Raw genomic sequence first — 22,918 nt, 5'->3', positions numbered from 1 at the left:
CGGTCCGGCCCGCTCGCGCGGTCGCTGCGCCCGCGGTCCGCGGTGGCCGGTCGTCCGGTCCGGAAGATCTTGTATTCACCGTGCGGGCTGTGCGCATACTCTCGCAGCGTGCGAGGACTGCTGTGCTGGCTGGGAACGTTGGGCGGTACCGAAGTGCCGGGTGGGCGCGCGGAGCTGCGCCGGATCCAGCAGCTCGAACGGGAATGCCGGCGGCTGCTGCGGCGGCTCGATCTGCCGGTACCGCTGGACATCGGCCAGCTGTGCACCGCGCTCGGCGAAGATCGCGGCCGCCGCATCGAGCTGATGCCGTTCGGCGCTCGCCCCGGCGGTCCGGTCGCCTCGTGGTGGCGCACCGACGAGATGGACGTGATCCTCTACCCGGACAACACCGGTCCGCTGCACACCTTCCAATGCATCGCGCACGAGCTCGGCCACTTGATCGCCGGGCACTCGACGACCACGAGCGACGTCAAACCGTCCGAGCTGCTGCACGGGCTGTTCCCCACGGTCTCGCCCGAGCTGATCGACCGGATGTTCGGCCGGCACCGGCACCAGTACCAGGACGACTTCGCCGAGTACGAGGCCGAACGGGTCGCGACGACGATCCGCTGGTGGGCCGACGTGACCGGTGATCAACCGGTTGCCCGGCTGGCCGGGCAGCACGACGCCATCGCGCGGCTGGCCTCGTCCTTCACCGAACGACGAGGCTGGGCGTAATGGCGCTGATCACCCTGCTGTATCCGGTCGTCGGCGTGTTCCTGCTGTGCACGGCCGCGTTCAAGGCGCGCGACGTCGCCCGCGATCCGGACAACCGGGCGGTTCGGGCGGTCGTGCACACCGCGCTGGCCCTGGGGCTGGTGCTCATCATGATCGCCTCGACGCCGGCGCTGCGGACGATCCCCGGCGCGGAAGCCGCCGCGAGCACGGTCTGGCACATCGGAGTGCTCTGGGCGGCGACGAGCTTCCAGGTGTTCCTGCTGTTCAGCACCCGCGACCGGCTCGCGGCCACGCGGGCCGCGCGGGTGCGCCGGGGGCTGTTCGCCGCCGCCGCGGTCGTGCTCGCGCTGGCCTGGCTCGGCGCCGACGAGCGGACGAAGGACTACGGGTTCCGGGTCATCGACAGCTCGCCGAGCGCCGCGGCCTGGCAGATCACGTTCCTGGCCCTGTGCGGCTGGGCCATGATCGACGGAGTGCTCCTGGTGGCGCGCTTCGCAGGGCACGCCCCGGCGCGCGACCTGCGGGTGGGCCTGCGGGTGATGGGCGCCGGATGCCTCGGCGGGCTCGCCTTCTGCACGGCCAAGATCGTGACCGCCGCGATCCAGACCTTCGACCTGGCGCACCGCATCGTTCCGGGTTCCGTCCTGGTGGTGCTGGTGGTCACGACATTCACCTTGCTGTTCGCCGGAGTGCTCTGGGCGGCGGTGGCGCCGCGCGTGCGCGCCGTGCCGCGCTGGTTCCGGCGGCGCCGGGCGCACCGCGACCTGTGGGCGTTGTGGAACGACCTCCGCCGGACGCCGGGCCTGCAGAGCTACGTGTTCGGCACCCGGGCGCGCTCGGCGTCCGGGGACGTCCTGCACAGCCGCCACCTGCACTGGCGGCTGTACCGGCGCGTCATCGAGGTCGAGGACATGGGCTTCCACCTGCGGCCGTGGTATTCCCAGGACGTCGCCGACACCGCGCGGCAGCGCGGGCAGGAGGCGGGCTTGGCGGGCGACGAGCTGGCCGCCCTGGTGCACGCCGCCGTGCTGGAGGCCGCGATGCGCGCCTGCCGCGCCGGGACGCCGGGCGCGGACGCGGCCACCGCTCCGGTCCTCGAAGTCTCCACGCGCGACAGCCTCGACGACGCCGCGGCGTGGCAGCAGTCGATCCAGCGGGCGCGGCGCTGCGCGCTGCTGCGCGAGGTGGTTCCCGCCTGACCTGCGGTCGTGAGCCGGCGCCCGGGCCGCGGTCGCTCGGAACGACGGCCGCTGCGAACGGATCAGGGGTCCGGCCATCGGCGACCTCGCGTGCGACGGCTACTCCGCCGGATCGTCGCGCTGCTGCTTGGACCGCAGCGCCTTGGCCACGTTGAGGAAGACCTCCAGGTCCTCGGCGGCGACCTCGTGCCCGTGCCGGAACGCCATTTCCTCCACGTTGGCGCGGCCCAGCAGTGCCAACGCCTGGACCTCCCGCACGTGCTGGCGGGCGTCGGCGCCGGTCGCGTCGAAGAACTCGAGACCGACGCCGAACAAGTCCGCCAGTGCCCGCGCGACCGGCAGCTTCGGCTCGTGGTGGCCGTTGAGCACCGCGCTCAGCGTCGCCCGCGAGACCCCCACCCGCGCCGCGGCTTCCTGGACCTCCCAGCGGCGGTCCTTGTCCGCGCCCGGCGCGGGCACGTTGTCGAACAGCCAGCGCAGCCGCTGGCTGAAGGTCTCGCCGACCTCCGCGTCGAAGCCCTCGGTCGCCACAGTCCCCACATCCCTACCGCCGACACCGACCGCACACCGGGCGGCGTGTCGATTTTCCTTGACGCGCCAGCCGGGAACCGCTTAGGTTTCCCGTACCGCGTCGAGATTACTTGACGCCGCCTGCTGGGGGTAGGTGGCATCGGTGGCACGACGGGGAAACCATCGGACCGGCGGGACGGGAGGTGATCAGCGAGCGGGCCCGGGCGGATCAGTCGTCTTGCAGGTCGTCCGGATCAGCGCCGGGGTCGTCGTCGCGGTGCTCGCGCGGGCCGTCGGGGATGTCGTCGCGGTCGTCGTGGTGCTCGTACCGGTCGTCGTCGCGGTCATCGCGCAACTCGTCGTCCCGGCGGTCGTCGAGCCGATCGTTGCGATCGTCGTCGGCATCCTCGCGGACGTCGTCGGCATCCTCGCGGACGTCGTCCACGGAGTCTCGCGGGCCGTCGTCGAGGTCGCGATGCCCCGGCAGATCGTCCCAGTCGTCGTCCCAAGCCGGCGGCAACGGCTGCGGGGCAGGTGCGGGTGCGGGCGAAGCACCGGCCAGTGCGACGCCGGTGCCGCCCACGCCGAGCGCGCCGATTACCGCGGCGGTCGCGAGCAGCTTCTTCCCGGGCCGAGTGATGCGCATGGTTCTCCTCCGTCGTGAACCCGCCGACGCCCGGCTCGCAGCTGCGCTGCTCCGGAACTCGCGGCGGTCCTGGCGTCCTGACGAGAACCAGCTTCGGACCCGCTGATGAGGTTCGGCTGAGACGGACGTGAAGTGCTCTTCACCCGCCGACCGCGGTCAGCTGGAGAGCGGGTCGAGGTTCCGCGCACGCGGCTCCTGCCGCGGCATGGGCACGCGAGCACCCGCGAACGAGTCGTACGTGGCGGGCTCGGCGCCGTGGTGCAGCGCCAGGTCGATCGCGTCGAGCACCGCCCGGCGCGGTCCCGGCCTGCTCAGGTCCGCGGAGTCCACCGCGAGCCGCACCATCCGGCCGCGCCGGGCCGCCCGGCCGACGCCGAGCACGAGGGCTCGGCACCACCACTGCTCCACTCGCGCACCAGGTCCGAGCGCGTGCACCCGTGCCCGGTGCACCTCGCCGGTACCCAGCTCGTGCACCGCGAGCGCATCCGCGCACACCGCGAACCCGCGCCTGCGCAGCGCGGTCACCGTGCCCGGCGAGCAGAGCCAGCGCGGCGGCACGAACAGGTCCGTTCGCAGGCCGAAGGCGTCCAGTGCCGCGGTCGCCGCGGACAGCCGCAGACCGGCTTCGTGCGCGGGCAGCGCGGCGAACTCGGCGCCCCGGACCGCCGCCGACGCGCGGCCCGCGCTCGCGACCCTGGGAAGCAGCCCTTGTCCCGAAGGAGCGTGGTCGAAACCGTGCAGCGCGGACACGTCGCCGCGGTGCAGCCGTCCGCGGACCCAGCCCACCGCGGGACCGTCCGGCGCGGGCCGCTCCGAACCTTGCGGGCGCGGAGCGACCAGCAGCGTCAACGGCACGTTGCGCCGGTCCAGCTCGGCGGCGAACTCGGCGCAGCGGTCCACGGCCCGGTCCCCGAGCCCGGAAAGCGACACGACCAGCGAGTTGACCACGGCTCCCCATTGGGCGGGTCGTGGATGTCCACCCCCTGACCCCGGCCTGACCCGCAGGTGACCACCGAGCACAAATCCGGCGAACCGGCCCGGCAAGAGCAGGCGAACGGGCCGTTCAACTCCGCGAGGAACGGGCGGTCAGGCCGGTTCGGGCCAGTCGGCCAGGTCGCGGCCGGTGATCCGGTGGTAGGCCTCGACGTAGCGGGAGCGGGTGGCCGCCACGATCTCGTCCGGCAACGGCGGCGGTGGCGCATCGGACGCCCGATCCCAGCCCGACGCCGGCGAGGTGAGCCAATCCCGCACGAACTGCTTGTCGAACGACGGCTGCACCCGGCCCGCTGCGTACTCCTCGGCGGGCCAGAACCGGGACGAGTCCGGCGTGAGGACCTCGTCGGCCAGCACCGGCGCGCCACCGGCGAGGCCGAACTCGAACTTGGTGTCGGCCAGCACCACGCCCCGGCCTCGTGCGTGTTCGGCGGCCCGGCGGTACACCCGCAGCGTCAGGTCCCGCAGCTGCTCGGCGCGGTCGCGGCCGACCTCGGCGGCGACGGCGTCGAAGCTGACGTTCTCGTCGTGCGCGCCGAGTTCCGCCTTGGTGGCCGGGGTGAAGATCGGTTCCGGCAGCGCCGAGGACTCCACCAGCCCGTCCGGCAGCGGGATCCCGCAGACCGCGCCGGTGCTGCGGTAATCGGCCAGGCCGGAGCCGGTGAGGTAGCCGCGCGCCACGCACTCCACCGGCAGCATCTCCAGCCTGCGCACCAGCAGCGCGCGGCCGCGCACCTCAGCCGGGATGCGCGGATCGTCGGCGGCGACGAGGTGGTTCGGCACCAGGTCGGCCAGCAGCTCGAACCAGAACACGCTCATCGCGGTCAGCACCCGGCCCTTGTCCGGGATCGGCGTGTCCAGCACGTGGTCGTAAGCCGAGATCCGGTCCGAAGCCACCATCAGCAGGTGCTCGTCGTCCACGGCGTGCAGCTGGCGAACCTTGCCCGCGGCGATCCGCGGGTAATCGGAGAGTGCGACCACGCCGGAATTCTCCCCCACCGCCCGCGCGCGGCCGCGCGCGGGCGAGGCGGTCAGCGCGAACGCGGCACCATGTGGGCACGGCGATGCGAGGAGGACTCGGTGAGCTTTACCGACTGGCTGCGCGCCCGCAGCGAACCGGACTGGACCGCGGTGATCACGCACCCGTTCACCGACGCGCTGTTCGACGGTTCGCTGCCGGACCCGGCGATGCGGTCATACCTGGTGCAGGACTACCAGTTCGTGGACGACTTCCTGGCGCTGCTCGGCGCGGCGCTGGCCAAGGCCGACCGGTACACCTCGCGGCTGGCGATCGCGGGCAGCATCGGGGTCGTCACCAGCGAGGAGAACACCTACTTCGAGCGGTCCTTCGACGCGCTGGGGGTGTCCGCGGCGGACCGCGAGCAGCCGGTGCTGGACGAGGCGACCAAGGAGTTCCGCGCGCTCATGACCGACACCAACGCGCGCGGCGACTACGCCGAGGTGCTGACCGTGCTGGCGGTCGCGGAGTGGAGCTACCTGGCGTGGGCGCAGCGGGCGCCGGAGGCCGAACCCGCGGGCGGCACCGATCCGGCGGGGAACTTCGTGCAGGCCGAATGGGTCTCGCTGCACAACAACGACGGGTTCGCCGAGTGGGTCCGCTGGCTGCGCGCCGAACTCGACCGCGTCGGAGCCGAGCTGGACGAGCGCGATCAGGCGCGCTGCCTGCGGCTGTTCCAGCGCGCCACCCGGTGCGAACGGGACTTCTTCGACGCGCACTGGCCCGGCGGGGCATCGACCGGAACGAGCTGAGCGGCACCGGCCGAACCGCACCTGGCGAAGCCGTTGCACCCGGGCCCGACACGCCGACGCGACGTCCCCTCAGCGCAGCTCCTCCGCGAGTGAACGGCCTCTTCGCCCGATCTATTCGGACGAGCGGGCCGTTCACTCCTGGAGGAACGCCGGGATCAGAGGATCGGGGAAGGGGTGTAGGCGGCCGCGTCGGGGTGGCGGGCGAGGACTTCGTCGACGGCCGCGACGACCGCGGTGACCTGGTCGGTGGCGGCGCCGGTGAACGAGAGCTCGTCCGCCAGCAGATCCGCCAGCTCCGACTTGTCCAGCGGCAGCCGCTCGTCCGCGGCGAGCCGGTCCAGCAGGTCGTTGCGCTCGATGCCCTGCTCGCGCATCGCCAGCGCCACCGCCACCGCGTTCTCCTTGATCGCCTCGTGCGCGGTCTCCCGGCCGACCCCGGCGCGCACCGCGGCCATCAGCACCTTCGTGGTGGCCAGGAACGGCAGGTATCGGTCCAGCTCGCGAGCGATCACCGCCGGGTAGGCGCCGAACTCGTCGAGCACCGTCAGGAACGTCTCCAGCAGCCCGTCCAACGCGAAGAACGCGTCCGGCAGCGCGACCCGTCGCACCACCGAGCAGGACACGTCGCCCTCGTTCCACTGGTCCCCGGCCAGCTCCCCGGACATCGACGTGTAGCCGCGCAGCACCACGGCGAGCCCGTTCACGCGCTCGCAGGAGCGGGTGTTCATCTTGTGCGGCATCGCGCTGGAACCGACCTGGCCGGGCTGGAACCCCTCGGTGACCAGCTCGTTCCCGGCCATCAGCCGGATCGTCTTGGCCACCGACGACGGCGCGGCCGCCAGCTGCGACAGCGCCGTGACCACCTCGAAGTCCAGCGAGCGCGGGTAGACCTGGCCGACGCTGGTCAGCACCCGGGCGAAACCGAGGTGATCGGCCACGCGGCGCTCCAGGTCGGCGAGCTTCTCGGCGTCGCCGAGCAGGTCCAGCATGTCCTGCGAGGTGCCGACCGGCCCCTTGATCCCGCGCAGCGGGTAGCGCGCCAGCAGGTCCTCGACCCGGCCGAACGCGACCAGCAGCTCGTCCGCGGCGCTCGCGAAGCGCTTGCCGAGCGTGGTGGCCTGCGCGGCGACGTTGTGCGAACGCCCGGCCATCACCAGCTCACCGTGCTCGGCGGCCAGCTTCGCCAACCGCGCCAGCACCGCGGCGGTGCGGTCCCGGACGTGCTCCAGGCTGCGGCGCACCTGCAGCTGCTCGACGTTCTCGGTGAGATCGCGCGAGGTCATGCCCTTGTGCACGTGCTCGTGCCCGGCCAGCGCGTTGAACTCCTCGATGCGCGCCTTCACGTCGTGCCTGGTCTGGCGCTCGCGGGCGGCGATGGAGTCCAGGTCGACCTGCTCGATGACGCGCTCGTAGTCGGCGACCGCGCCCGCGGGCACCTCGACGCCGAGGTCGGCCTGCGCGCGCAGCACCGCCAGCCACAGCTGCCGCTCCAGCACGACCTTGTGCTGCGGGGACCACAGCTCGACCAGCTCCGGCGAGGCGTAGCGGGCGGCGAGCACGTTCGGGAGGTGGGGCTTGACCGTCACGGCGGGCAACGATACTTGCGTGGGGGCGGTCACCCGTCTTCGACGTCCTCGGGAAATCGGTCGCCGCGGGACTCGGCGGCCGACTAGTTTCGGGTCTGTATGAGTCCGGATCCGCGTAGCCCCTCCCGCTTCCTGTGGTCGTTGCTGCGCGCGCGGCCGGGCCTGCTGGTGTTCGCGCCGATCACCGGCTCGCTGTGGCTGCTGCCGCCCGCCGTGCTGCCGCTGGTGCTCGGCCGGGCGCTGGACACCGGCATCGGCGGCGGGGACTTCTCCGCGCTGTTCGGCTGGATCGGCGTGGTGCTGCTGCTCGGCGTGGTGCAGGCGATCGGGGCGAGCTCGCTCGGCTGGGTGGACCACACGTTGTGGCTGCACGGCGCGGGGTCCTCGGAGCGCGCGGTGCTGCACCACGTCGCCGGGCTCGGTGGCGCGCTGACCCGCAGGGTCCGCACCGGTGAGGTGGTCGCCGTCGGCTCCTCGGACATCTACCAGGTGGGCAAGGCGTTCGAGATCCTCGGCCGCATCTCCGGTGCCCTGGTGGCGTTCCTGGTTTCCGGGACGGCGTTGCTGACGATCTCGCCGGTCATGGGTGTGATCGCGTTGGCGGGAGTGCCGCTGGCGACGCTGGGCATCGGCCCGCTGCTGCGCCCGATGCGGCACCGCGAGGAAACCCAGCGGGAGAACCTCGCCGGGTTGAGCACGCTGGCCGCCGACATCGTCTCCGGCCTGCGGGTGCTGCGCGGCATCGGCGGCGAGTCCCGCTTCCGCGCGCGGTTCACCGAGGCCAGCGCCCGCGTGCGGGAAGCGGGAGTCGCCGCCGGGCGCGTCTCGGCGTGGCTTGCCGGAGCCGAGATCCTGCTGCCGGGGCTGGTCACCGTGCTGGTCACCTGGGTCGGTGCGCGGATGGCGCTGGCCGGGACGATCAGCCCGGGCGAGCTGGTGGCGTTCTACGGGGTTTCCGGTTTCCTGGTGATCCCGGTGCGCACCGCGACCGAAGCCGCAGGCACGTGGGCCTCCGCGATCGTCTCCGCCGGGCGCGCCTGCGCGCTGCTGCGGCTGCGGCCGGAACCGGCTGAGCCCGCCGAGCCGCGGTCGCTCCCGGACGGCCCGCTGACGCTGCTGGACGAGACGACCGGCGTGCGCGCCGAAGCGGGCGAGCTGACCGTCATCGACGCGCTCGGCAAGGGCGAGGAGCTGGCCGAACGCCTCACCTGGCACACCGCGCAAGGCCGGGTGCTGGCCGGTGACGTGCCCCTCGACGAGGTCGGCACCGCGGAGCTGCGCCGCCGGATCGTGCTGGTGCACAACCAGGACCTGCTGTTCTCCGGGCCGGTGCGGGACGAACTGGACCTCGGGGGGATCGACGTGCCGAGAGCGCTGCACGCCGCGGACGCCGAGGACGTGCTCGACGCGCTCGAGGACGGCGTGCTCAGCGAGCGGGCGCGCACCCTCTCGGGCGGCCAGCGCCAACGGTTGCTGCTGGCCAGAGCGCTGTGCGCGGACGCGGACGCGCTGGTGCTGGACGAACCGACCTCCGCGGTGGACGCGCACACCGAAGCGCGCATCGTGCGGCGGGTGCGGGAACTGCGCAGCGGCCGGACCACGGTGGTGCTCAGCCAAAGCCCGCTGTGGCGGACGGTGGCCGACCGGATCCGCGCCGTCGAGGGGAGTTCCGCGTGAAGCTGCCGCTGGCGAGCACGGCCGCGGTCCGCCGGTGGATGCGGGCGACGGCCGCGGCGCACCGCAGCGAGTTCACCGCGATGATGTTGCTGTTCGGCCTGACTACGCTGGTCGGGCTGATCGGGCCGCAACTGCTCGGGCACCTGGTGGACTCGGTCACCCGCGGCACCGAGCCGTGGCGGGTGGACGTGCTGGCGCTGGTGTTCCTCGGCGTCCTCGTCGCGCACGCGCTGCTGGCCCGCGCCGCCCGCTACCGCGCGGCGGTGTTCGGCGAAGCCGTGCTGGCCGAGACGCGCGAGGACGTGATCGGCCGCGCGCTGCGGCTGCCGCTGGGCACCGTGGAAGCGGCGGGTACCGGGGAGTTGCTCAGCCGTTCCACATCGGACGTGGACCGGCTGGACTTCACCGTGCGGCACGCGGCGCCGGAACTGACCGCCGCCGTGCTCACGATCCTGCTCACCGCCGCCGCGATGATCGCGACCTCGCCGCTGCTGGCCTGCGGGATGCTGGTCGCGGTGCCGCTGCTGGTGGTCTGCTGCCGCTGGTACTTCCCGCGCGCGGGCAGGTTGCTGCCGCGGATGCTGGACGCATGGGCCGGGGTGCAGTCCAGCATCCACGAAACCGTGCAGGGCTCGCGCACGATCAACTCGCTGCAGCTGGCCGGGCGGCGCCGCGCGCACAACGACCGCGCCATCGGGCGGGCGATCGATCTGGAGCGGCGGTACCGCGGGCTGCTGTCGGTCTTCTTGCCGACGCTGGAGCTGTCCTACGTCGTGCCGATCGCGGCGATCCTGCTGATCGCCGGATGGGGGCACGCGGCCGGGATCGTCGACCTCGGCACCGCGACCACCGTCGTGCTGTACGCGGCCGCGCTGTCCTCGCCGATGGACGAGCTGTTCAGCTGGCTGGAGGAATTGCAGGTGGGGCACGCGGCGCTGCGCCGGATCCTCGGCGTGCGGGAAGTGCCCGCGCCGCGCGGTCCGGACCGCGCGGCGGGCGGTGGTTCCGGCCACGACCTGGTGATTCGCGACGTGCGGTTCGCCTACCGCGCGGACCGGCAGGTGCTGCACGGCATCGACCTGCAGGTACCTGCCGGGCAGCGGATGGTGATCGTCGGCCCGTCCGGTGCGGGCAAGTCCACGCTGGGGCTGCTGGTCGCCGGTGTGCACGCGCCCGGTTCCGGATCGGTCGCCTTCGGCGACGTGGAGATCACCACGCTGCCCACCGAGCGGGTGCGGCGGGAGGTCGTGCTGCTCACCCAGGAACACCACGTGTTCGGGTGCAGCCTGCGCGACAACCTGTCGCTGCCCGGCGAGTTCGGCGACCGGGAGCTGCTGGACGCGCTGGCGACCGTCGGTGCGCTGGAGTGGGCGCGGAGCCTGCCGGAAGGGCTGGACACCGTGCTCGGCACGGGCGGTCACCCGGTGCCCGCGGCGGTGGCGCAGCAGATCGCGCTGGCGCGGGTGGTGCTGGCGGATCCGCACACGCTGGTGCTCGACGAGGCGACTTCGCTGCTGGACGGGGACAGCTCGCGGGACGTCGAACGGTCGTTGTCGACGTTGCTGGCCGGGCGCACGGTGATCGCCATCGCGCACCGGTTGCACGCCGCGCGCAACGCCGATCGGGTCGCGGTGCTGGTGGACGGGAGGATCGTCGAGCTCGGCACGCACGCCGAGCTGCTCGCGGCCGGTGGTTCCTACGCCGAGCTGCACGCCGCCTCCGGTGCTGCGGAGTGATCGCGGCACGAGCTGCGCACTCCCGAACGATCGCTGCGCAGCGAAGGCCGGTGGACCTGATGTGACCGGGCACTCCAGCAGTTCGCGGTCGAGCACCCGGGGAATTTTGGTACGGTCGTGCCAGTAATTCTCCTTGGGAGGTGCGCACATGGCCTGGGTGGTCCTGATGATCTCCGGCGTGCTGGAGGCGGGCTGGGCGATCTCGCTGAAGCTCTCCGACGGGTTCAGCAAGCTGTGGCCGTCGGTGTCGTTCCTGGTGCTCGCGACGGCGAGCTTCGCCGGGCTGGCGTGGGCGATGCGCGAACTGCCCGCCGGACCGGCGTACGCGGTGTGGACCGGCATCGGGGCCGCGCTCACCGCTGCGATCGGGATGGTGTTCCTCGGCGACGGCGTGTCCGTGCTCAAGATCGTTTCGCTGGTGCTGATCGTGGGCGGTGTGATCGGGCTGAACCTCGCGGGCGCGCACTGATGCGCTGCATCGGCGCGTTCCCGGCCGGCCGCGGCGCTCCCGCGCGAGGGGGCGGCACCGGGCGGCACCGGATGCCTAGGATTCCGGCATGACGGCAGCCAGCACCCCGAAAGGCGAACGGCGACGGCAAGCGCTGGTCGCAGCCGCGTCCGAGCTGCTGTCCGAGGGCGGTTTCGAGGCGGTGCGGCACCGCGCCGTGGCCGACCGCGCCGGGCTGCCGCTGGCGTCCACGACGTACTACTTCTCCTCGCTGGACGACCTGGTCGCGGCCGCGGTGGAGCACGAGGGGCGTGCCGAGCTGGCCACCGGCCGCGCCCGGCTGGCCGAACTCACCGACGAGCCGCACAGCACGGCCGCCGTGATCGGATTGCTGCTGGACATGCTGCTGGGCAGCGACTCCCGCGACGGCGGGGCGGAAACGGTGCTGCTGCGCTACGAGCGGCTGGTGGGCTCGCCGCGGCGGCCGTACCTGGCGCCGCTGATGCGCGAGCTGTCGGCGGAACTGCACGGCCTGCTGGCGGAGATCCTGCAGCGCTGCGGGATGCCGGTCGGGCGGGACCGGCTGCTGGAGCTGATCGCGCTGGTCGACGGCGCCGTGGTGAACGCGCTGATCGAAAGCGATCCCGATCCGCGCGGCGCCGCCTACCGGATGCTGCACGCCCAGCTCGCGTGACCGGCGTTCCACAACGGCTCGCGGCCCCGGCGGCTGCTCCGAGCGAAACGATCCCGAGCGAACGGACCGTTAGACCAATCTAGTGGGACCAAAGTTCCGTTCACTCCGAATGCACGCGGCTGATCGCGTGGCGCGCGGGCGTGTCACCGCACCGGCCGCATCAAGATTTTCCGAGTGAACGGACCGTTCGTCCAAGCTAGTGGGACGAAAGTTCCGTTCACTCCGAACGCATCCCCCTGATCGCGTAGCGCGCGGGCGCGTCGGCCGGGGAATCAGAAGCGCGGCGCGAGGCCTTCGGCGATCGCCGAGATGCGGTCGGCGTACGGCGCCTGGGAAGCGCCGACCGGTTCGCTCAGCACCGTCACCGTGCCGCCGCTGCGCGTGGGCAGCTGCGTGATCGCCGTGCCCTTCGGCCGGTCTTCGGCCGCGTTCGCCGACCCGGGCGGCGTCACCAGCACGGCGACCTTCCCGTTGGCCGGGCCCTGCCGCACGGTCACCGCGGCGGTGCGCGCCCCGTCCGGACAAGGCGGCTTGGCACCGATCGGCTGCGTGCCTGCCGCCTCCGGGAACTCGCTGCGCAGCGCGGACGCCACGGCCTGGTCCGGCGGGCCGCACTCCGCGCCGCCGCCGGGATCGCCGAGCACGATCGGGCCCGAGCGCGGCGTGGCGGGGCTCTGCGGGTCCGGCAGCGCCATCGGCGACTGGTCCATCGGCGCGCTCGGCTCCTGCCGCGGCGGCTGCGCCACCGTGCCGGACGGCCCGAACGCACCCGTGCCGAAACCGACCCCGCCCGCCAGCAGGGCCGCGGACACCAGCGTGCCGCCCGCCAGCGCCGTGCGGCGGCGCGCGGTGACCCGGCGCGAGCCGCGCCGCACGTCCTGCTCGTCGAACGACGCCGCGGGACCGCCGTGCGCGGCCTGCCGGAAAACCTCGCTGAGCTCTGCCTCGTCCACTTCCCCGCACCTCCTCACGACGTCGACCGCAGATCGTCGAGCTGTCCGCCCAGCGCGGCCCGCAGCGCCTCCAGCCCGCGCGCGGACTGGCTCTTCACGGTGCCTTCGCTGCACTTCATGACCTCGGCGACCCCGGCGACGTCGAGCCCCTCCAGGAATCGCAGCACCAGCACGGCGCGCTGCTTGGCAGGCACCTGCCGCAGGCCCGCCACCAAGGTCTGCCTGGTCGCGATGCCGTCGTCGACCTCCGCGCCCTCGGCGGGCCGGTCCGGCAGCACATCGGTGAAGCGTTCCCGCCGCCACGGGCGGCGCGATTCGTCGATCACCGCGCGGCTGAGCGTCCGGCGCACGTAAGCGTCCAACGCGCCCTTGTCCCGCACCTTGCGCCAATGCCGGTGCAGCGAGATGAACGCGGTCTGCGCGAGGTCGTCCGCGCGGTGCCAGTCACCGCACATCATGTACGCCATTCGACGCACCGCCTCCCGCCGGGCCGCGAAATACTCCGCGAACTCCTGCTCTTCGCGCTGGTCCACGCGGACTCTCCGCTCGTCCGTGCTTGCACTGACTAGGACGGTGCGCCCGCCTCCCACCGTTGCACGAGGCCGGGTCACGGTGCTGTTCGCCACCCCGGCGGACCGCACCTCGCCCGCCGGAACCTGCCCGTCGGCACGTGCCGGGCACCTTAGTGCCGACGGGCGCACCGATGTCGCGCACCTGCCTCCGCAATGCTTGACGCTCGCGCGGGGGGCCGGGTTGGCCGCGGACGGCGCCGTTCCACGGAGCGGACCCGCGTCGCTGCGAGTTCTCCGGGAAACCGACCGGCCTGGATCACGCAGTTGCCTCTCCCCCGCACGGATGTGGTGTGATCGGTTCGTGACCAAAACGGCATCCATCGATCTGCGTTCCGACACGGTCACGCGCCCCGACGAGAAGATGGCGAAGGCGATGGCCGCCGCCGAAGTCGGGGACGACGTGCTCGACCACGACCCCACGATGCGCGCGTTGGAGGAGAAGTCCGCGCAGCTGCTCGGCACGGCCGCGGCGCTATGGGTGCCCAGCGGCACCATGGGCAACCTGATCGCGCTGTCGTTGCACCTGCACCGGGGAGATCGGTTCCTCGCGCCGCGCGGCGCGCACGTGCTCACCCACGAGCTCGGGTCCGCTGCGTGGCTCGCGGGCGGGATGCCCGAGCCGCTGGAGTGGAACGCCGGTCCGGGACGGCCCACGGCCGACGTGATCCGCGCCGAAGCGAGCGACGGGGAGCGCTACGACGCGCTGCGCACCACGCTGCTGTGCCTGGAGAACACGCACAACGGCGCAGGCGGCGCCGTGATCCCGCCGCACGAGCACGCGCAACTGGCCGCCGCGGCGCGCGACTGCGGCTTGCGGGTGCACCTGGACGGGGCGCGGTTGTGGAACGCCGCGACTTCGCTCGGCGTGCCGCCTGCGGCGCTGACCGTGGGCGTGGACACCGTGCAGGCGTGCCTGAGCAAGGGCCTCGGCGCGCCTGTCGGCTCGGTGGTGGCAGGCACCAGCGACTTCGTCCGCGAGGCGCGCCGGGTGCGCAAGATGCTCGGCGGCGGGGTGCGCCAGGGCGGGGTGCTCGCCGCGGCCGGGCTGGTCGCGCTGGGCCGGGTCGAGGCGCTGGCCGACGATCACACGCACGCGACCAGGCTCGCCGAAGGGCTGACCGAGCTGGGCTGGCAGATCACCACGCCGCAGACGAACATCGTGCTGGCCGAGGTGCCCGACGTGCGGCTCACCCTCGACCGGCTGCGCGATTGCGGGGTGCTGGCGGTGCCGATGGACGGGCACGTCCGGTTCGTCACCCACCGCAACGTCGGCAAGCGCGACATCGAGGAAGCACTCCGCCGGATCAAACGCAGCAAGCACTGAGCCGCGCGACCGGTCACGCGGAACCACGCTCCAGGCGCTCGCGCCGGTGCGCGGCCATCCGGACCGGCGCGTTGCTCTCCCCACGCCCCCGGTAGCCGCCGATGCGCTGCACCACCTCGAAGAACACCCGCGCACCCGGCACGGCCACCGAGAAGTGCAGGTATTCGCCCGCGGCGTCGCGGTCGTAGAGCACCGAGTTCGCGCGCAGCTCGGCCAGCAGCTCCGCCCGCGGCTCCAGCCGGGCGTCCAGGTCGTCGTAGTAGTTGTCCGGGATCTGCACCACCGAGGCACCCGCGTCCCGCACCGCGCGCGCCGTCGCGAAAACGTCTTCGCTGCGCAGCGCCACGTATTGCGGGTGTCGCACAGCGGGCGCCCACGGCCCGCGGCGCAGCACCGCGGAGTCCAGCGCGATCCGCACCGACTCTTCGCGGTCCACCACCATCCGGCTGCGCACCAGCCCGAACGGCGCCGCGAACTCCACCGGCGGCATCGGGTGCAGGCCGAGCACCGACCGGTAGAACAGGATCGCCTCGTCGTAGTGGTCGAACGGCTGGGTCATCGTCACGTGGTCGATCCCGGTGATCCCTGCGCTGGTCACCGGCGTGCCGGTCGGCTCGAAGTCGCCGAGCCACCCGGCTTCCTCGGACGCGCCGGTGCGGCAGAAGAACAGCGCGGTGCCGTCGGGTGCCGCGACCGAGGACAGGTCGGCCTCGTCCGGCCTGGCCGTGCGCGGCAGCACCGGCGCCAGCAGTCCTTCCGACCGGCGCACCGAATCGGTCGGCGCGTCGCTGTGCACTCCGAGCGCGGCGAGTTGCCCGCCGTCGTGCTCCGGTCCCGTGTTGACCAGCACCCGGGCGTCGCCCTGGGTCCACAGCCGCACCGGCTTGGAGCGGTGCGTGCCGGTGTGCCGGAAACCGAGTGCGGACAAGGTGCCGCTGAGCCGCTGGGCACCGGCGTCGTCCGCGCCGAGCTCCACGAATGCGGTCCCGGACAGCGCGGGCGGCGCAGGCAGCGCCGGATCTGGCCGGGGCGCGGAACCGGACAGCGGCCCGTCGACCGACTCCTCCAACGCCCGCAACGACCGCATCGCGTCCACCGCCGCGGGCCCCGGATCGGACTGCCGGAACACGTCGTTGAAGACCTCCAGCGACAACGGCCCCGCGTAGCCGGCCGCCAGCATCGTGCGCACGAATCCGGCCAGGTCGAACTCGCCCTGCCCGGGGAACAGCCGGTGGTGCCTGCTCCACTGCAGCAGGTCCATGTTCAGCCTCGGCGCGTCGGCCAGTTGCAGGAAGAACAGCTTCTCCGCCGGGATGGTGCGGATCGGGGTGAGGTCGCTGCCGCGGGACAGGATGTGGAAGCTGTCCAGGCAGACCCCCAGCGACGGGTGATCGGCCCGGCGCACGATCCGCCAGGCGTGCTCGTAGGTGTTCACGAACCGGCCCCAGGCCAGCGCCTCGTAGCAGACCCGGATGCCGCGACCGGCGGCGAGCTCGGCCAGCTCGCGCAGCTGCTCGGCGGCGAGGTCGTCGTCGTCCACCGCACCCGGCGAGGTCGATGAGCAGACCAGCACGGTGTCCGCACCCAGCTGGGCCATCAGGTCGAACTTGCGCTCGGCGCGGCGCAGGTTGGCCCGCAGCACGTCGCGCGGCACCGACTCGAAATCCCGGAACGGCTGGTACAGGTCGATCGACAGGCCGAGGTCGGCGCACTGCGCGCGGACCTGCGCGGGCGAGCAGGCCGCGGCGATCAGGTCGTTCTCGAAGATCTCCACGCCGTCGAAGCCCGCGGCCGCCGCAGCGGTGAGCTTGTCCTCCAGCGGGCCGGACAGGCAGACCGTGGCGATCGAGCGGTCGCGGTCAGCGGGCGGCGTGGACATCGGAACCTCCAGTACCGGCCACCAGGGCCTCGAAGTGGTCCAACATGCGGTCCGCGTCCGGTTCGTGCCCGGTGAACAGCCGGAACGCGTCGGCGGCTTGGAACACCGCCATGCCGCCGCCGTCCAGCACCCGGCATCCCCGCGCCCGCGCGGTGCGCACGAGCTCGGTGCGCAGCGGCCGGTAGACGACGTCGGCCACCCACAGGTCCGGGCGCAGCGCTTCTTCCGGCACCGGCAGGCCGGGATGCGCGGCCATCCCGACCGGGGTGGCGTGCACGAAACCGTCCGCAGCGCGCAGCGCCCGCACCGGCGCACCGCCGGACTCCGCGCGGTCCGCGCCGAACCGTTCGCGCAGCGCGGCGGCGAGTTCGTCGGCCCGGTGCCGCTCGAGGTCGAGCACGTGCACCGTTCCGGTTCCGACCGTGAGCAGCCCGTGCGCGACGGCGGCCCCGGCGCCTCCGGCACCCAGCAGCACGACCCGGTCCAGCGCGACGTCCGGCAGCCCGCGGCTGAGGCTGCGGGCGAACCCGGACCAGTCGGTGTTGTGCCCGACGGCCCTGCCCGCGCTGAACACGACGGTGTTCACCGCGCCGAGCGCAGCGGCGTCCGCGGACAGCTCGTCCAAGTGCTCGATCACCACCTGCTTGCAGGGGTGGGTGATGTTGAGGCCGGTGAAACCCGTCAGCCGCGCGGCGCGCAGCAACTCGCCCGCGGCCTGCGGGGGCAGTCCGAGCAGGTCCAGGTCGATCCTGCGGTACAGGCAGCCGAGCCCGAGTTCGGCGGCCTCCCGCTGGTGCATCGCGGGGCTCAGCGATGGGCCGATGCCGGCGCCGATCAGCCCGGTCAGCACGCCCTCGTCGCCGTCGTGGCCGTCGATGGGTTCCACCTCCCGGTCGGGAAAGTTATGAACGAACTAGCTAGTACATACTAGGGCGCCAGCAGCCCGCCGGGAAAGCCCGGCGGATTAGGGTGGACTCCCCGACCCGGCGACCAGGGAGTCCTCGTTGGCATCGTCCGCACCCGCCGATGGCCCGGCTGCCGCGGAGAATTCGCCGCCCCGGCAGCGGGACGCCGCGCGCACCCGCGAGGAGATCTTGGACCTCGCCACCGAGGAGTTCGCGGACAAGGGCTACGCGGGCGCCCGGGTCGACGAGATCGCGGCGCGCACCCGCACCACCAAGCGGATGATCTACTACTACTTCGGCGGCAAGGAGCAGCTCTACGTCGCCGTGCTGGAACGCGCCTACGCGGTGATCCGCAGCATCGAGCGCGAGCTCGACGTCGAGCACCTGGACCCGGTGCAGGCGATCCGCAGCCTCGCCGAGCTGACCTTCGACCACCACGAGTCGCATCCGGCGTTCATCCGGCTGGTCACCATCGAGAACATCGACCACGGCGCGCACCTGGCGAAATCCGCCGAGCTGCCCGGGCTGGCCACGCCCGCGCTGGAAGTGCTCACCGGCATCCTGGAGCGCGGCCGGGCCGAGGGCCGGTTCCGCTCGGACGCGGACGCGCTGGACGTGCACATGGTGATCAGCTCGTTCTGCGTGTTCCGCACCGCGAACCGGCACACGTTCCGAGCGATCTTCGGCCGCGACATGCTGGCGCCGCAGCGCCGCGAGCAGTACCGGCGGATGGTCGGCGATCTCGTGGTCCGCTACCTCGGCGCGGCGTGAGCGGGCGGCCGGGCCGCAGCACGGCGAAACCTTGACAGGGCGGAGATGTGGTCGCAAGGTAGCGGACTAACTAGATGGTACATAACTGCTTCGCATTGTTCTGACTGCCTGTTCTGCAACCTGTCTGGTCGCGTTCAGTGTTCTTGTTGAAGCGGCGAAGCCGCTTGCCGGCGACCACCTGAGCAACCGGCACCGCCGCGGGTTCTCAGGCGTCTGCTCGCGAGGACAGCTCCGACGCCTAGTAGGGCGCTACTTCAGGAGGAGATCCCGCAGCGAGCAGACGTCTGAGGTTCCGCCACGCAACCAGCTACGCAAAACCAGACGAGGAACAGGCACTTAGCAATGGAGCACGGATGTCAGGAGCCTCGGTGACCGAGCCTCGCAAGCCCGGGGATTCCGCCCCCGGCACCCCACGGACCGCCGCGATCGCCGCCTGGATCGGCAGCGCGCTGGAGTACTACGACTTCTTCATCTACGGCACCGCCGCGGCCCTGGTGTTCAACGACATCTTCTTCCCGGACGCCTCACCGGCCACCGGCACGCTGCTGGCGCTGGCGTCGTTCGGCGTCGGCTACGTCGCCCGCCCGGTCGGCGCGCTCGTGCTCGGGCACGTCGGCGACCGGTTCGGCCGAAAGCGCGTGCTGGTCATGACGGTGCTGCTGATGGGCTTGGCCACGGTCGGCATCGGCTGCCTGCCCAGCTACGACCAGATCGGGGTGGCCGCGCCGATCCTGCTGGTGACGCTGCGGCTGCTGCAGGGCTTCTCCGCGGCGGGGGAACAGGCGGGGGCGAACTCGATGACCCTCGAGCACTCCCCGGAGCACCGCCGCGGCTACTACACGAGCTTCACGCTCAGCGGCACCCAAGCCGGGCAGATCCTGGGTACCGCGGCGTTCCTGCCGGTCGCCGCGCTGCCGCAGGAACAGTTGATGAGCTGGGGCTGGCGCGTGCCGTTCTGGCTCAGCGCGATCGTGGTCGTCGCCGGGCTGCTGATCCGCCGCTCGCTGGACGAGACGCCGGTGTTCGAGCGGGAGACCGATCACTCGAAGCTCCCGCTCGTCGTGCTGCTGCGCGAACACTGGGGCGACGTGCTGCGAGTCGTGGTGGCCTCCGCGGTCGCCACGGTGAGCACCATGTTCACCGTGCACGCGCTGAGCTACGCGGTGAACACCGTCGGCCTGCAACGCACACCCATGCTGTGGGTGGGCGTGCTCGCGAACGTCGTGGCTCTGGCGGCGATCCCGCTGTGCGCGCTGTTGTCCGACCGGGTCGGGCGCAAACCGGTGTTCATCGGCGGGACGGCGGCCTGCGCGGTGCTGATGTTCGGCTACCTCGGGTCGATCTCCACCGGCGACTACACGCTGATCTTCGCCAGCGGCATCCTGCTGTTCGGCGTCGCCTACAGCGCCCCGAACGGGGTGTGGCCCGCCTTCTACGCCGAGATGTTCCCGCCGAAGGTGCGGCTGTCCGGGATGGCCATCGGCACCCAGATCGGCTTCGCCATCGCCGGGTTCTCACCGACCATCGCCGAGGCGATCGGTCCCGGCCACGACGGCTGGATCGCGGTTTCCGCGTTCACCGCGGGCCTGTGCCTGCTCAACATCATCGCGGTGGCCACCGGGCGCGAGACGCACCGCGTGCGCACCGCGGACCTGGGCACGCGTCCCGTCGAAAATCCCGTGCCCGCATGAGCCGACTGCGGCCGGGCCCGTCCGGCCCGGCCGCAGCGGTCCGCGCGACTACTTGGCGTCGAGCTTCTTGCCGTTCGAGCCGAGCTTGTTCTTGTCACGGGCGTAGCCGACGGCCGCCGTCGCGACGAACAGCACTCCGCCGATCACGGCGAGCCAGAACACGCCCTTGACCACGAATCCGATCACGGCCCCGGCCACGCTGAGGACCAGCCACAGCAGCAACAGGCCGCCGACAACCTTCCACCACATCTTCGCCCCACCCCGGTTCCACAGGCCCGGCAACGCTGCTTCCACCGTAGCCGCGCCGCGCCGGGCCGCGGGCCCCGATTTGCCGGACCTCCGGGAAAAATCAGGGTTGCCGCAGCCAGGAAGCCAGCCGCGCGAGCGCTTCGGCCATCTCCTCGGTGGCGCCGGCGAACGACATCCGCACGAAGCGCCGCCCCCGCTCCGGGTCGAAGTCGACGCCGGGAACGACCGCCACCCCGGTGTCCTCCAGCAGCCGGTGGCACCAATCCGCCGAGTCGTCGGTGAGGTGCCCGATGTCGGCGTAGGCGTAGAACGCACCGTCGGCGGGCGCGACCTTGTCGATGCCCAGCTCGGAGAGTCCGGACAGCAGCAGTTCCCGGTTCGTCTCGTACCGCCGGACGTGCTCGGCGACTTCGTCGTAGGCGCTCGGGGTGAACGCGGCGACCGCGCCGTGCTGCGACATCGCCGGTGGGCAGAGGTTGAAGTTCCCGGTCAGCGAGTCCACCGCGCGCAGCAGCCGCGGCGGCACCAGCATCCAGCCGAGCCGCCAGCCCGTCATGCACCAGAACTTCGAGAACGATTGCATAATCACCGGTTCGGCCGAGTACTCCCGCGCAGTGTGCGCAGGCTCGCCGAAGGTGATGCCGTGGTAGATCTCGTCGCTGATGAGCTGCACCCCGTGCCGGTCACACCAGGACACGAGCCCTGCGAGCTGGTCAGCCCGGAGCACCGTGCCCGTGGGGTTGGCCGGGCTGGCGAGTACCAGGCCCTTCACCGGCTCATCCAACTCCTCCAGCATCTCCACCGTGGGCTGAAACCGAGTAGAGGCGTCGCACGGCAGCTCCACGACCTCGCATCCCAGCGCGGACAGGATGTTCCGGTAGGCCGGGTAGCCGGGGCGTGCCAGTGCCACCCGGTCGCCTGCGTCGAAGGCCGCGAGGAAGGCGAGGAGGAAGCCGCCCGAAGCCCCAGTGGTCACCGCGACCTCGTCCCGCCGGACGGCAACCCCGTAGGTTCGCTCGTAATGAGCTGCGATCGCTTCGCGCAGTTCGGGCAAGCCGAGCTGTTCGGTGTAGCCGAGCGGGTAGCGGTGCAGGGCCTCTGTTGCCGCTTCGCGCACCGCCTTGGGTGCAGGCGCGGAGGGCTGTCCCGCAGCGAGGGAAACGACGTCACCGCGGGTGCGCTGGCGCGCGGCAGCGGCCGTCAGCACCTCCATGACCTGGAACGGCGGGATGTTCGCGCGTTTGGCTACAGCGAGTGCGCCGGGCTGCTCAACCATGCACGGGAGCGTGCCAGATGGGGTACGTCATTCCTGCGGCGCTTCCGGGGCGAACGCCCGCCAGCTGACTGCGGTCGGCCGCTCGGCGGTGCGCAAGAACTCGGTGACGACAGCGGTGAAGGTCCCCAGGGGTAGGCCCGACCCGGGCGGGAAATCGTCGTCGTCGAACTCGCAACCCTCCGACGCCGAGTCGCCCACCGGGTACGCCTTGCCGCGGGTGGCGTCTTGGTAGCTGAGGTAGCCGAACCCGTCGACGACGGCGGCGAACACGTCGTGATCGGGAAAGTTCGTTTCGGCATCCCACAAGGGTCGGCCGTTGTGCACCAACCGGGCCGAGTCCGCTTGTGGGTCGGCGAGCTGTTCTGCGAACCCGGCGATGTCCTCCGGGGTCTCCAGCGTGTTGTTCAGACCTTGGTACGAGCCGTCGAGACCGATCACGGCCCAACCTGCGGTGATGCTCATTCCTCCGCCTTCCGCCCGATGTAGGTGTTGCCCGCCGGGCTCGATCCGTCCTGCACTGTCAGTTTCCATCCTTCCGGTAGGAACCTTGATAACCACTGGTGGCAGGTATTCGGCCACTGCTGGTCTTTCGGTGTCGTACCGCAGACCGGGCGGTTGATCTCGATCTCGGCCTCAGTGATGCCCTGATCGAGCATCCGAGCGACGAACTGCGTTTCGACGTGGCGAGCAATCGCCGGTTCGGCGCTGACGTTACCTCGGATGAGCCCGTGTTCGACCGCGAGCTGCCGCGTCGCCTCGTAGTATTCGCCGCCCTTGCCGCTTTCCAGCAGCACCGCCTCACCGTCGCCGGTGATCCACCGGCCATGTGTCTTACCGGGGCGGGGTGGACGTGGTAGCTCAGATCGCCTCGCTGCTGACGAGGTGGGCCGAGCAACCGCACCGGTTCGCGGCGTGGCTGGCGTGGGATTCGGTGTTGGTTCAACTGCGGGCAAACCGATGTTCTGCCGGTAGGCGTCGATCAGTGTCGCCGCGAGCCGCATCTGTTCGCGTTGCGCCGCAAGTTGCTGCGGCACGGCCCGCTGTTGGTGTGCTGCGGCAACCGCGTCGTCGGCAGCGGCGCCCTGCAGCGCTGTCCCGAGGTGTTCGTTGGCGTCGTCGGAGTGGCTGATCGCTTGGGTGAGGTGATCGGCGGCTTCACCGATCTTGCGGATCGCTGTCGCGATCCCCTGGGCGAGTTGTTCCATGGCGGAGGCCATCGGCGCCCCTTCGACCGGGCGGAACACGGATCAGGTCACCGATCATGCCGGTGCCCCCTGACATCCTGTCCGCTCGCAGCCGCTCGGCGAGCTTCGTACTGCTGG

The 22,918-nt window shown here is 72.0% G+C and carries 23 protein-coding genes; 10 read left to right on the top strand and 13 right to left on the bottom strand.

All coding sequences use genetic code 11. The features are described 5' to 3' along the window. The first annotated feature begins 108 nt into the window (after nucleotides 1-108). Nucleotides 109-717 (top strand): hypothetical protein, encoded by a 609-nt coding sequence (locus tag V1457_RS08635; RefSeq protein WP_338602248.1) that lies wholly within the window; start codon nucleotides 109-111, stop codon nucleotides 715-717. Further along, nucleotides 717-1,916, top strand: a complete 1,200-nt coding sequence (locus V1457_RS08630) for an MAB_1171c family putative transporter (RefSeq protein ID WP_338602245.1) — start codon at nucleotides 717-719, stop codon at nucleotides 1,914-1,916. The genes V1457_RS08635 and V1457_RS08630 overlap by 1 nt, the downstream gene beginning before the upstream one ends. A gap of 99 nt (nucleotides 1,917-2,015) precedes the next feature. On the opposite strand, the gene V1457_RS08625 is transcribed toward V1457_RS08630, so the two are convergent. The 4 genes from V1457_RS08625 to V1457_RS08610 all read right to left on the bottom strand — a co-directional run bounded on the left by V1457_RS08625 (nucleotide 2,016) and on the right by V1457_RS08610 (nucleotide 5,046). Beyond that, on the bottom strand, nucleotides 2,016-2,447 hold the full coding sequence (locus tag V1457_RS08625; RefSeq protein ID WP_295139007.1) for a helix-turn-helix transcriptional regulator: 432 nt from the start codon (nucleotides 2,445-2,447) through the stop codon (nucleotides 2,016-2,018). Between the two features lie 208 nt (nucleotides 2,448-2,655). Beyond that, nucleotides 2,656-3,072: a hypothetical protein gene (locus tag V1457_RS08620; protein WP_338602239.1), complete on the bottom strand. Its 417-nt coding sequence runs from the start codon at nucleotides 3,070-3,072 to the stop codon at nucleotides 2,656-2,658. A gap of 156 nt (nucleotides 3,073-3,228) precedes the next feature. Beyond that, nucleotides 3,229-4,020: a DUF2334 domain-containing protein gene (locus V1457_RS08615; RefSeq protein ID WP_338602236.1), complete on the bottom strand. Its 792-nt coding sequence runs from the start codon at nucleotides 4,018-4,020 to the stop codon at nucleotides 3,229-3,231. A 138-nt stretch (nucleotides 4,021-4,158) separates the two neighbouring features. Then, nucleotides 4,159-5,046: a phosphoribosylaminoimidazolesuccinocarboxamide synthase gene (locus V1457_RS08610; protein WP_200068787.1), complete on the bottom strand. Its 888-nt coding sequence runs from the start codon at nucleotides 5,044-5,046 to the stop codon at nucleotides 4,159-4,161. A 99-nt stretch (nucleotides 5,047-5,145) separates the two neighbouring features. Here V1457_RS08610 and V1457_RS08605 point away from each other — a divergent pair, with 99 nt between their 5' ends. Continuing rightward, entirely contained in the window at nucleotides 5,146-5,835 is a 690-nt protein-coding gene (locus V1457_RS08605; protein ID WP_338602232.1) for a TenA family protein, read from the top strand. A gap of 155 nt (nucleotides 5,836-5,990) precedes the next feature. Here V1457_RS08605 and purB read toward each other — a convergent pair whose 3' ends face one another. Then, nucleotides 5,991-7,421, bottom strand: coding sequence for an adenylosuccinate lyase (gene purB, locus V1457_RS08600; protein ID WP_338602229.1), 1,431 nt, complete (start codon nucleotides 7,419-7,421; stop codon nucleotides 5,991-5,993). Nucleotides 7,422-7,520: 99 nt separating this feature from the next. Between purB and V1457_RS08595 the strand changes: the two genes are divergently transcribed. The 4 genes from V1457_RS08595 (at nucleotide 7,521) to V1457_RS08580 (ending at nucleotide 11,976) form a co-directional block, all read left to right on the top strand. After that, on the top strand, nucleotides 7,521-9,098 hold the full coding sequence (locus V1457_RS08595; protein ID WP_338602226.1) for an ABC transporter ATP-binding protein: 1,578 nt from the start codon (nucleotides 7,521-7,523) through the stop codon (nucleotides 9,096-9,098). A gap of 38 nt (nucleotides 9,099-9,136) precedes the next feature. Continuing rightward, entirely contained in the window at nucleotides 9,137-10,834 is a 1,698-nt protein-coding gene (locus V1457_RS08590; protein ID WP_200069337.1) for an ABC transporter ATP-binding protein, read from the top strand. 148 nt (nucleotides 10,835-10,982) lie between these two features. Beyond that, nucleotides 10,983-11,303 (top strand): multidrug efflux SMR transporter, encoded by a 321-nt coding sequence (locus V1457_RS08585; protein WP_200068783.1) that lies wholly within the window; start codon nucleotides 10,983-10,985, stop codon nucleotides 11,301-11,303. Nucleotides 11,304-11,391: 88 nt separating this feature from the next. Further along, complete coding sequence (locus V1457_RS08580; protein ID WP_200068782.1) at nucleotides 11,392-11,976, top strand: TetR/AcrR family transcriptional regulator; 585 nt, start codon at nucleotides 11,392-11,394, stop codon at nucleotides 11,974-11,976. 272 nt (nucleotides 11,977-12,248) lie between these two features. Here the strand turns inward: V1457_RS08580 and V1457_RS08575 are convergent, their stop codons facing one another. Together V1457_RS08575 and V1457_RS08570 are read right to left on the bottom strand one after the other, a co-directional pair. Next, nucleotides 12,249-12,929, bottom strand: coding sequence for a hypothetical protein (locus V1457_RS08575; RefSeq protein ID WP_200068781.1), 681 nt, complete (start codon nucleotides 12,927-12,929; stop codon nucleotides 12,249-12,251). Between the two features lie 14 nt (nucleotides 12,930-12,943). Continuing rightward, nucleotides 12,944-13,462, bottom strand: a complete 519-nt coding sequence (locus V1457_RS08570) for a SigE family RNA polymerase sigma factor (RefSeq protein WP_200068780.1) — start codon at nucleotides 13,460-13,462, stop codon at nucleotides 12,944-12,946. Between the two features lie 322 nt (nucleotides 13,463-13,784). Between V1457_RS08570 and V1457_RS08565 the strand changes: the two genes are divergently transcribed. Then, nucleotides 13,785-14,825, top strand: a complete 1,041-nt coding sequence (locus V1457_RS08565) for a GntG family PLP-dependent aldolase (RefSeq protein ID WP_200068779.1) — start codon at nucleotides 13,785-13,787, stop codon at nucleotides 14,823-14,825. Nucleotides 14,826-14,838: 13 nt separating this feature from the next. Here the strand turns inward: V1457_RS08565 and V1457_RS08560 are convergent, their stop codons facing one another. Both V1457_RS08560 and V1457_RS08555 read right to left on the bottom strand, forming a co-directional pair. Beyond that, the gene (locus tag V1457_RS08560) at nucleotides 14,839-16,704 is read right to left on the bottom strand and encodes a bifunctional sugar phosphate isomerase/epimerase/4-hydroxyphenylpyruvate dioxygenase family protein (RefSeq protein WP_200068778.1); all 1,866 of its coding nucleotides are present in this window, start codon (nucleotides 16,702-16,704) and stop codon (nucleotides 14,839-14,841) included. Beyond that, nucleotides 16,685-17,590, bottom strand: coding sequence for a shikimate dehydrogenase (locus V1457_RS08555; protein ID WP_307849905.1), 906 nt, complete (start codon nucleotides 17,588-17,590; stop codon nucleotides 16,685-16,687). The genes V1457_RS08560 and V1457_RS08555 overlap by 20 nt, the downstream gene beginning before the upstream one ends. A gap of 118 nt (nucleotides 17,591-17,708) precedes the next feature. On the opposite strand from V1457_RS08555, the gene V1457_RS08550 reads away from it, so the two are divergent. Together V1457_RS08550 and V1457_RS08545 are read left to right on the top strand one after the other, a co-directional pair. Further along, the gene (locus tag V1457_RS08550) at nucleotides 17,709-18,380 is read left to right on the top strand and encodes a TetR/AcrR family transcriptional regulator (RefSeq protein ID WP_338602214.1); all 672 of its coding nucleotides are present in this window, start codon (nucleotides 17,709-17,711) and stop codon (nucleotides 18,378-18,380) included. Between the two features lie 368 nt (nucleotides 18,381-18,748). After that, nucleotides 18,749-20,071, top strand: a complete 1,323-nt coding sequence (locus V1457_RS08545) for an MFS transporter (protein WP_338602211.1) — start codon at nucleotides 18,749-18,751, stop codon at nucleotides 20,069-20,071. A gap of 48 nt (nucleotides 20,072-20,119) precedes the next feature. Here the strand turns inward: V1457_RS08545 and V1457_RS08540 are convergent, their stop codons facing one another. From V1457_RS08540 to V1457_RS08525, 4 genes are all read right to left on the bottom strand, one after another. Next, nucleotides 20,120-20,320: a hypothetical protein gene (locus V1457_RS08540; protein WP_338602208.1), complete on the bottom strand. Its 201-nt coding sequence runs from the start codon at nucleotides 20,318-20,320 to the stop codon at nucleotides 20,120-20,122. Nucleotides 20,321-20,420: 100 nt separating this feature from the next. Beyond that, a complete protein-coding gene (locus V1457_RS08535; protein ID WP_295139072.1) occupies nucleotides 20,421-21,596 on the bottom strand; it encodes a pyridoxal phosphate-dependent aminotransferase in 1,176 nt (391 codons plus the stop codon). A gap of 27 nt (nucleotides 21,597-21,623) precedes the next feature. Next, on the bottom strand, nucleotides 21,624-22,058 hold the full coding sequence (locus V1457_RS08530; RefSeq protein WP_338602203.1) for an Imm1 family immunity protein: 435 nt from the start codon (nucleotides 22,056-22,058) through the stop codon (nucleotides 21,624-21,626). After that, complete coding sequence (locus V1457_RS08525) at nucleotides 22,055-22,813, bottom strand: DddA-like double-stranded DNA deaminase toxin (protein ID WP_338602200.1); 759 nt, start codon at nucleotides 22,811-22,813, stop codon at nucleotides 22,055-22,057. Before V1457_RS08525 ends, V1457_RS08530 begins: the two co-directional genes overlap by 4 nt. Nucleotides 22,814-22,918 lie beyond the last annotated feature (105 nt).

The organism is Saccharopolyspora sp. SCSIO 74807 (genome assembly GCF_037023755.1).
Lineage (GTDB): Bacteria > Actinomycetota > Actinomycetes > Mycobacteriales > Pseudonocardiaceae > Saccharopolyspora_C > Saccharopolyspora_C galaxeae.
This window is presented reverse-complemented; position numbering and strand designations above follow the sequence as displayed.

Excerpts from the sequence above, each read along its gene's own strand:
- V1457_RS08630 (WP_338602245.1), top strand. The coding sequence starts at position 717 with ATGGCGCTGATCACCCTGCTGTATCCGGTCGTCGGCGTGTTCCTGCTG.
- V1457_RS08620 (WP_338602239.1), bottom strand. The coding sequence starts at position 3,072 with ATGCGCATCACTCGGCCCGGGAAGAAGCTGCTCGCGACCGCCGCGGTA.
- V1457_RS08595 (WP_338602226.1), top strand. The coding sequence starts at position 7,521 with ATGAGTCCGGATCCGCGTAGCCCCTCCCGCTTCCTGTGGTCGTTGCTG.
- V1457_RS08590 (WP_200069337.1), top strand. The coding sequence starts at position 9,137 with ATGCGGGCGACGGCCGCGGCGCACCGCAGCGAGTTCACCGCGATGATG.
- V1457_RS08585 (WP_200068783.1), top strand. The coding sequence starts at position 10,983 with ATGGCCTGGGTGGTCCTGATGATCTCCGGCGTGCTGGAGGCGGGCTGG.
- V1457_RS08580 (WP_200068782.1), top strand. The coding sequence starts at position 11,392 with ATGACGGCAGCCAGCACCCCGAAAGGCGAACGGCGACGGCAAGCGCTG.
- V1457_RS08565 (WP_200068779.1), top strand. The coding sequence starts at position 13,785 with ATGTGGTGTGATCGGTTCGTGACCAAAACGGCATCCATCGATCTGCGT.
- V1457_RS08560 (WP_200068778.1), bottom strand. The coding sequence starts at position 16,704 with ATGTCCACGCCGCCCGCTGACCGCGACCGCTCGATCGCCACGGTCTGC.
- V1457_RS08540 (WP_338602208.1), bottom strand. The coding sequence starts at position 20,320 with ATGTGGTGGAAGGTTGTCGGCGGCCTGTTGCTGCTGTGGCTGGTCCTC.
- V1457_RS08535 (WP_295139072.1), bottom strand. The coding sequence starts at position 21,596 with ATGGTTGAGCAGCCCGGCGCACTCGCTGTAGCCAAACGCGCGAACATC.
- V1457_RS08530 (WP_338602203.1), bottom strand. The coding sequence starts at position 22,058 with ATGAGCATCACCGCAGGTTGGGCCGTGATCGGTCTCGACGGCTCGTAC.
- V1457_RS08525 (WP_338602200.1), bottom strand. The coding sequence starts at position 22,813 with ATGGCCTCCGCCATGGAACAACTCGCCCAGGGGATCGCGACAGCGATC.